Genomic DNA, 7,747 nt, shown 5'->3' with positions numbered 1-7,747 from the left:
GTGCGGCCGCGCCTTGTGTACGCGCGGATCGAACGCCGCGAGTTCGCCGCGCATCGCTTCGAGCGAGAGGCACATGGCGATGTCGGCGTGTTTCAGCAGCTGGCGCGCATCGTGCGTGGCGAGCGCGCCGAGCGCGAGCGATGTGGTCGAGCCGTTGATGAGGGCCGAGGCATCCTTCGCGCCGAGGTCGAAATCGGGATCGAACCCGGCCTTCGCAATGGCTTCGCGCGCGGGCAGGCGCTTGCCCTTGTAGATCATTTCCGCTTCGGCAAAGCCACAGACCGCGCCAGCCATGTGCGCGAGCGGCGCCAGATCGCCCGAGGCACCCACCGAGCCCTTTTGCGGAATGACCGGATGCAGGCCCGCATTGAGGAAGGCGATGAGCCGCTCGACCAGTTCGACGCGCGGGCCGGAATAGTTGGAGGCGAAGGCGTTGGCGCGCAAGAGCATCATGGCGCGCGTCACGTCCTCGGCAAACGGCTCGCCGACGCCAGTGGCGTGCGCATAGACGGTTTTGCGCTGATAGGCCGCCATGTCGGCGATCAGCACGCGCTGGTCCTTGAACAGCCCGACGCCGGTGTTGAACGCATACATCAGCGGCGCATCGTCATGCATCCAGGTGCGGTCGATATAGGCTCGCGTCACCGCGATGCGCTCGCGCGCCTCCGGGTGCAGAACCGCCTTCTCGAAGCGCCCCTTGCCGTTGGCGCGCGCCACGCGCACCACATCGCGAATCTTAAGCTTAGCTCCGTCGACCTTCACCGGCATGGCGATCTCTCCCGTTTATAGAAGGGATAGCGAGGCGGGAGGGAGGGTGCAACTCTGACGCGGCAACCGGCGCAAGTCGGAAGCGCCAACTTGCGTTGGGGAGGAGTTGGAGGTGGGGCTGGTTCGACCGGGTACGCGCATGCCGGTCAAATTCGAGGGTAGGGCCGCCAGCACTCAAATCAAAACGATCACACTCTGACCGCCCCCCCACCCTCGATCCCTCCACGCAAGGGGGAGGGAAGAGCGCACGTAACGCGCGCTCTTAAAAAAGGTGGTCTTAAACCCGACCCAGACGCTTGGTGGTCTCGGGATCGAAGAGATGCACGTTGCCGGGATCGACCGAGAGCGTCAGCTTGCGGGTATCCGCCGCGATCTGGCCTGTGGAGGCCTGGACGATGAACTCGGCCCCGGCCACCTTGCCGTGGAAGAGCTGCGTCGCGCCGAGTTCCTCGACAAAGTCCACGTTCATGGCGAGCGTGCTCGACGAACTGCCGCCTGCCTGCACATCCTCTGGACGCAGGCCGACCTCGATGGCGGAACCGGGAGGCAGGCCGTCGCGCATGTCGGTGACGTTGAGAACCTGCCCGCCGACGGAGACGCGGCCGGGGCCTTCCACCTTGCCGGGCAGGATGTTCATGGGCGGCGAGCCGATGAAAGTGGCCACAAAGCGGGTCTCGGGGCGGCGATAGACTTCGGACGGCGTACCGACCTGCTCGATCTGGCCGCCCGACATCACTACGAGCTTGTCAGAGAGCGTCATCGCCTCGACTTGATCGTGCGTGACGTAGATCGAGGTCACGCCAAGCGCGCGCTGGAGGCGCTTGATCTCGACGCGCATCTGCACGCGCAGCTTGGCATCGAGGTTGGAGAGCGGCTCGTCGAACAGGAAGACTTGCGGCTTGCGCACGATGGCGCGGCCCATGGCGACGCGCTGGCGCTGACCGCCGGAAAGCGCGCGCGGCTTGCGGGCGAGGAACGGCTCGATGGCGAGGATGCGGGCGGCTTCCTTCACGCGCTTCTCGATTTCGTCCTTCGGCGTGCCGCGGTTGCGCAGGCCATAGGCCATGTTGTCGTACACGCTCATGTGCGGATAGAGCGCGTAGTTCTGGAACACCATCGCGATATCGCGATCGGCGGGCTCGACCTCGTTCACCACGCGGTCGCCGATGTTCACCGTGCCGTCGGAAATCGTCTCGAGTCCGGCAATCATACGCAAAAGCGTGGACTTGCCGCAGCCCGAAGGCCCGACGAGCACGCAGAACGATCCGTCCTCGATGCCGAGGGACACGCCCTTCACGGCTTCGACATTGCCTGCGTAGATCTTCCGCACGGTATCGAGCGTTACGCCAGCCATTGTTCTAGTCCCCTCAATCGGCCCGGCCGTGACGGCGCGGGGAGAAATCTCTTTGTCTAGTCCCGTCTCCCGCGCTCGGGGCGCGGGAGACGATGCGCGGGTTTTTCGCGCGTTACTTTTCGGTTTCGACCAGGCCCTTCACGAAGAGCCGTTGCATGAACACGACGACCAGAACCGGCGGCACCATGGCGAGCACGGCGGTGGTCATCGCGATCTGCCATTCGGTGAGCGCGTCCTGCGTCGTGATCATCTTCTTGATGCCGATGACGATGGTCTGCATCGACCCCTTCGTCGTAATCAGCAGCGGCCAGAGATACTGGTTCCAGCCGTAGATGAACTGGATCACGAACAGCGCCGCAATCGTCGTCATCGAGAGCGGGATCAGCGTGTCCTTAAAGAAGCGGAACGGGCCCGCGCCGTCGATCTTGGAGGCTTCCAGCAGTTCGTCCGGGATCGTCATGAAGAACTGGCGGAACAACAACGTGCCGGTCGCCGACGCGATCAGCGGCATGATGAGGCCCGTATAGGTGTCGAGCAGGCCGAGATCCGCAACAATCTTGTAGGTCGGATAGATGCGCACTTCGATCGGCAGCATCAGGGTGATGAAGATCACCCAGAACGCGGTCTTGCGCAGAGGAAAGCTGAAATACACCACCGCGAAAGCGGACAGGATGGAGATCAGAATTTTCCCGACCGCGATTCCCACCGCCATGATGAAGGAGTTCACCATCATCATGCTGACCGGCTCGCGCGCCATGCGCCCGCCGGAGAACAGGGCGCGGGGATAGTTCACGCCAGCCTGGTCTCCCGGCAGGAGCGGCATGTTGCCGTTGATGATGGTCGCCGCGTCGAAGGTTGAGGCCAGAATCGCCAGATACACCGGAAAGGCGACGACGACGATGCCGACGGTCAAGGTGAAATAGGCGAGGATGTTTCTGTAGCGTCTGCTCTCGACCATCAGTACTGCACCTTGCGCTCGATGTAGCGGAACTGCACGGCGGTCAGCGCAATCACGATGATCATGAGGATCACCGATTGCGCGGCCGAGCCGCCGAGGTCGCCACCGAGGCGGCCGTCCGCATAGACCTTGTAAACGAGGGTCGTGGTTTGTCCCGCCGGGCCGCCGCCTGTCACCGCGTCGATGATGCCGAACGTATCGAAGAACACGTAGACGATGTTCACGACGATGAGGAAGAAGGTCGTCGGCGACAACAGCGGGAAGATGATGGTCCAGAAGCGGCGCAGCGGGCTCGCGCCGTCGATGGCGGCGGCCTCGATCACGCTCTTCGGAATGGCCTGAAGGCCCGCCAGGAAGAACAGGAAGTTGTAGCTGATCTGCTTCCACGTCGCCGACAGGACAAGCAGGGTCATCGCGTGCTTGCCGTTGAGCATCGGATTCCAGTCGATGCCCATGGCCTTGATCGGCCGTGCCAGCGTGCCGAGCGTCGGGTGGAACATGAAGATCCACAGCACGCCCGCGATGGCAGGAGCCACTGCATAGGGCCAGATGAGAAGCGTCTTGTATCCCTCGCCACCGCGCAATTGTTTGTCGGCCTGGGTCGCCAGAAGCAGCGCGCAGGAGAGGGAGAGAATGGCGACCGACGTGGAAAAGACCACCGTGGTCACCATGGCTTTGTAATATTCCGGCTGACCAAACAGGTGCCGGTAATTCTCAAAGCCCACGAATTCGCTCGAGAGGCCGAACGCATCCTCTAGCAGAAACGACTGCCAGATCGCCTGGGAAGCAGGCAAGTAGAAGAAAATGATCGTGATCACGAGCTGCGGCAGAAGCAGCGCATAGGGCAGGATCTTGCTCGAGAAAAGGGCTCGTTTTTCCATTGCGTCCGCACCGTGGCGAGCGGGGAGAAATCCCGTTTCGCAGGCTCTTTCAATAAGATCATCCCGGGCGGTCGGACCGCCCGGGATGATCTGGTCAGCGGGATGTTTTTAGCGGACGGTACGCTCGAACTGGCGCAGCATCTGGTTGCCGCGCTCGACAGCCGCATCGAGAGCAGCCTGAGGCGACTTCAGACCGGCCAGAGCCGCTTCAAGCTCTTCCGACCACACGTCGCGCATCTGCACCATGTTGCCGAGGCGCAGACCGCGGGAGTTCTCGGTCGGCTCCTTGTTGGTGAGCTCGATCAGCGGGACCTGGTTGGCCGGGTTCTTCTCATAGAACCCGGACGCCTTGGTCTTCTCGTAAGCCGCCTTGGTGATCGGCAGGTAGCCGGATTCCTGATGCAGCTTGGCCTGGCGGTCGGTGTCCGACAGGAAGGTGAAGAACTTGGCGACGCCCTTGTACTCGTCAGCCGACTTGCCGCCCATGACCCACAGCGAAGCACCGCCGATGATCGAGTTCTGCGGCGCGCCGGCGATGTCCGGATAGTACGGCATCGGAGCAGCCGCCCAGTCGAACTTCGCATTGGCCTTCACGTTGCCGAGGAAGCCCGAGGAGTTCATGAAGATCGCGCATTCACCCGAGGTGAAGCGGCCTTCGCTCGCGCTGGCGCGGCCGGAATAGTCGTAGGTCTTGTCCTTCTGCAGCTCGACGAGCGTCTGCAGGTGCTTCACGTGCACGGGCGAGTTGAACTTCAGTTCGGTGTCGAACCCGTCGAGGCCGTTCGCCTTGGTCGCCAGCGGCAGGTTGTGCCAAGCCGAGAACTGCTCGAGCATGGCCCACGTCGTCCAGGCGGAGCTGAAACCGCAGGTCTCATGTCCGGCAGCCTTCAACTTCTTGGCGGCAGCGAACACTTCCGGCCAGGTCTTCGGAATCTCGGCGACGCCGGCCTTCTTCAGCTCATCCCGGTTGACCCACATGACCATCGAGGAGGAGTTGAAGGGGAAGGAGAGCATTTCGCCCTTCGCCGTCGAATAATAGCCAGTGATGGTCGGCAGATAGGCCTTGGGGTCGAAAGCCTGGCCCGTTTCGGCCATCATCTGGTAGACCGGCTTGACCGCGCCCTTGGCGCCCATCATGGTCGCGGTACCGACCTCGAACACCTGCAGAATGTGCGGCGCATTGTTGGCGCGGAAAGCGGCGATGCCGGCATTCAAGGTGTCGGCGTACTGGCCCTTGTAGCTGACGACGACCTTGTAATCCTTCTGCGAGGCATTGAACTCGTCGGCCAGACGGTTGATGACGTCGTTGTTGGCACCGGTCATGGCGTGCCACCACTGGATTTCCGTCTGGGCGAAAGCCGACGTGCTCGTCGCAAGGCCCAGGGCCAAAGCGGCGAGGAAGGGCTTGTTCATCATCTCAGTTCTCCCTTGTCATCCCATTGGGGGACGTTCTTGTCGTTCATCACCCCTGCGCGAAGGCCGGATGACACTTGCATGACAATAGCATGACAATCATAGCCGGCTTCAAAATGGAAGCCCCTTCATGAAGAAGGCTTAATGTCTGGGGATGGAACGGGCCGCCCGGCTCCCCGTTGGAATGACCTGACGCAAGGGGAGTATCGCACCATGTCGCGGATGGTTTTGGCTCTGCTCAAGGAGCGGGTGCGGGCTCGCCAGGCCCTGATGGAAACGGGCATCGCGCGGGACCGGATTCTCGGCGTCGGCACGCGAGAGGATCGGGAAATCTCAGCAATATCAGGCTTCCGCGAGCTCGCCATCGGCGACAACGTGCTCGCCGCTTTGCGCACCATGGACTTGCCCGAAACGGAGATTCAACGCTTCGGAGAGGGATTGCGGCAGGGTCTGACGGCCATCGGCGCGCGCATCGACCCGGGCAAGGCCTCGGAGGCCATCCGCGTACTCCAGATGTTCGATCCTGTGGATTTGGATCGCGAGAGCCGCGACTGGCTCGCCGCCGCGCGCGTTACGAAGCCCGCGCCAGACATCCCAACAGGAATCACTGGTGAAGGCCTTTTGAGGACGCCCGCCCTCCCCGGCATAAAATCCATCGTGGATTCTGCCGAGGAAGTCGAGACCAATCAAGGGGACTTTCGCGTGCGTTAGATGACGTTGCGTTCCAGCAGCGGACGGTTCGCCACGACGCGCTCGTAACCGAGTTCGGAGAGATCGAGCGTTCGGTAGCCGCCATTCACGATCAGTTCTGACAGGCCGCGCCCGACGGCGGGCGCCTGCTGCAGCCCGTGACCGGAGAAGCCGTTGCAGAGGTAAAAATTCTGCGCCTCGCCTGCCTGGCCGATGATGGCGTTATGATCGAGCAGACACATGTCGTAGGGCCCGGCCCAGGCACGGCCGGGCCTGATCGCTTCGAACGCCGGCACGCGATGTGCAAGCGACGGCCAAATGAATTCCTCGAAGAACGAGAAGTCGATTTCCTGCGAGGCGGGATCCTCGTCGAACCAGTCGGGATCGCCTTCAGCCTCCGGCGACGCGCCGCAGATGAAATTGCCCTCGCCTTCCGGACGCACATAAGCGCCAGAGGTGTCGATGAGCAGCGGGCAATTCTCCACCGGCCCCTTGCAGGAGAACGTGAAGACATAGCGGCGCTTGGCCTGGACCGGAATCTCGAGCCCGGCCATCGCGGCGAGCCCTCGCCCGCCCGATCCGGCACAATTGACGAGAGCGCCGCAGGCGATACGTGTACCGTCCTTCAGACGCACCGCGACGATCTTAGCTCCGTCCTTCTCGATCTCCGCCACCTCGCCCTTCACGTATTCCGCGCCGAGCGAACGCGCCTTCTTGCGGAAAGCTTGCAGCAGGCCCCATCCGTCGAACCAGCCTTCGCCCGAGCGGCCCCAGGTGCCGACCGCGAGATCCTCGACATTGAGCCAGGGGAAGCGCGCCTTGAGCGCTGCCGGATCCATAAGCAGGATGTCCGCGCCTTCAGTGGTTTGCAGCGCGTGGTTCTCGGCGAGAATCGACGCACCGGCCTCCGTTGCGCAATAGAGATAACCGCCCTCTTTCAGATCGATCTCCGGCCTTTCGCCATCGACCGCAAGATGCTCGCCGAGCTTGCGCAGAAACTGGATGCCGTGGAGCGAGATGCGGATGTTCACTGCGCTCGAATATTGCTGGCGGATCGACGCCGCCGACAGGGCCGAGGCGGAGAGCTGATAGGTCGGGTCCTTCTCGATGACGATGACCCGCCCCTTGAAACCGGAGTCGGCCAGCAGGTGGTAGGCGGTGGAGGAGCCCATGACGGCCCCGCCGACGATCACGACATCGGCGCTTGCGGAGGCGGTGGAGGTCATCGTTCGAACTTCGTTGAAAGAATGATGGAGGACTGCGTGCGCTCGACTCCTTCGAGCGCGCCGATCTTGTCGATGGCGGCGTCGAGGGAGGGAACGTCCTCTGCCTCTACCACCGCCAAGAGATCGAAAACACCGGCGACCGAATGAAGCGCGCGCAATTCCGGCATGCGTTGCAGCGCCGCAGCGACCCCGGCGGAGGCCTTGGGCGCGACGACAATGGTGACATGCGCGCGCACCATCCGCCGGCTGATCTCTTCCGCAAGCCGGGCCGTATAGCCCACGATGACCCCGCGCCGCTCCAGGCTCTCGACCCGCGCTTGCACGGTGGTGCGCGAGAGCTTCAGCCGCCGCGCGGCCTCGGCATGGCCGACGCGGGCGTTTTCGCGCAGGAGGGCGATCAGGGCACGATCCGTGGCATCAAGCATCACTATGACCAATCAGGATGGCATTATGCCGA

General features: G+C 62.9%; 8 protein-coding genes. 1 reads left to right on the top strand and 7 read right to left on the bottom strand.

What is annotated here, in order from left to right:
* The 5 genes from HB375_RS04305 to ugpB form a co-directional block, all read right to left on the bottom strand.
* A partial coding sequence (locus HB375_RS04305) for an aromatic amino acid ammonia-lyase (protein ID WP_167671684.1) occupies window positions 1-768 on the bottom strand: 768 nt, incomplete at its 3' end.
* Window positions 769-1,045: 277 nt separating this feature from the next.
* Window positions 1,046-2,122, bottom strand: a complete 1,077-nt coding sequence (locus HB375_RS04300) for a sn-glycerol-3-phosphate import ATP-binding protein UgpC (protein ID WP_167671683.1) — start codon at window positions 2,120-2,122, stop codon at window positions 1,046-1,048.
* Window positions 2,123-2,234: 112 nt separating this feature from the next.
* A complete protein-coding gene (gene ugpE / locus HB375_RS04295) occupies window positions 2,235-3,080 on the bottom strand; it encodes a sn-glycerol-3-phosphate ABC transporter permease UgpE (RefSeq protein ID WP_167671682.1) in 846 nt (281 codons plus the stop codon).
* Window positions 3,080-3,961, bottom strand: coding sequence for a sn-glycerol-3-phosphate ABC transporter permease UgpA (ugpA, locus tag HB375_RS04290; RefSeq protein WP_167671681.1), 882 nt, complete (start codon window positions 3,959-3,961; stop codon window positions 3,080-3,082). Before ugpA ends, ugpE begins: the two co-directional genes overlap by 1 nt.
* A 108-nt stretch (window positions 3,962-4,069) precedes the next feature.
* Window positions 4,070-5,377, bottom strand: coding sequence for a sn-glycerol-3-phosphate ABC transporter substrate-binding protein UgpB (gene ugpB, locus HB375_RS04285; RefSeq protein WP_167671680.1), 1,308 nt, complete (start codon window positions 5,375-5,377; stop codon window positions 4,070-4,072).
* A gap of 141 nt (window positions 5,378-5,518) precedes the next feature.
* On the opposite strand from ugpB, the gene HB375_RS04280 reads away from it, so the two are divergent.
* A complete protein-coding gene (locus HB375_RS04280; RefSeq protein WP_167671679.1) occupies window positions 5,519-6,085 on the top strand; it encodes a hypothetical protein in 567 nt (188 codons plus the stop codon).
* Here the strand turns inward: HB375_RS04280 and HB375_RS04275 are convergent.
* Both HB375_RS04275 and HB375_RS04270 read right to left on the bottom strand, forming a co-directional pair.
* A complete protein-coding gene (locus HB375_RS04275; RefSeq protein WP_167671678.1) occupies window positions 6,082-7,290 on the bottom strand; it encodes an NAD(P)/FAD-dependent oxidoreductase in 1,209 nt (402 codons plus the stop codon). The genes HB375_RS04280 and HB375_RS04275 overlap by 4 nt on opposite strands.
* A complete protein-coding gene (locus tag HB375_RS04270; RefSeq protein WP_167671677.1) occupies window positions 7,287-7,715 on the bottom strand; it encodes an Lrp/AsnC family transcriptional regulator in 429 nt (142 codons plus the stop codon). Before HB375_RS04270 ends, HB375_RS04275 begins: the two co-directional genes overlap by 4 nt.
* Window positions 7,716-7,747 lie beyond the last annotated feature (32 nt).

The sequence above is a fragment of the Microvirga terricola genome, from assembly GCF_011777495.1.
In the GTDB taxonomy this organism is placed as follows: Bacteria; Pseudomonadota; Alphaproteobacteria; order Rhizobiales; family Beijerinckiaceae; genus Microvirga; species Microvirga terricola.
Note: the sequence above shows the minus strand (reverse complement) of the source record. Positions and strands in the feature narration are given on the sequence as shown.